The organism is Mesorhizobium sp. M2E.F.Ca.ET.219.01.1.1 (assembly GCF_004016445.2).
Taxonomy (GTDB): domain Bacteria; phylum Pseudomonadota; class Alphaproteobacteria; order Rhizobiales; family Rhizobiaceae; genus Mesorhizobium.
In genome coordinates, this window is sequence record NZ_SADT02000293.1 from 1 (window position 1) to 281 (window position 281).

A 281-nucleotide genomic window follows, 5' to 3' on the forward strand; every position below is an offset into this window, starting at 1 on the left:
CTGCTCGGCGGCCTGGCGGCGGGCGCGCTTGCCTTCGACGTCGTCTTCACCACCTTCAAGTTCCTGCGCTCCGGCACCACCGGTCTCGTCGCCCAGGCGTTCGGGCGCGGCGACGCACTGGAAGAGCAGGCGGTGCTCTGGCGCGCCGTGCTGATCGCCATCGTCGCCGGCATCGTGCTCGCCGCGCTTGCGCCCCTGATCGCAATAGGCGGGCAAAAGTTCATGGGCGCCGAGCCGCGCGTCAGCGAAGCGATGGCTGTTTATGTCCATATCAGAGATCG

1 pseudogene is annotated in these 281 nt (G+C 68.0%); it reads left to right on the forward strand.

The features are described 5' to 3' along the window. Nucleotides 1-281 (forward strand): annotated as a pseudogene (locus EN862_RS35890) (MATE family efflux transporter); the annotation flags it as partial.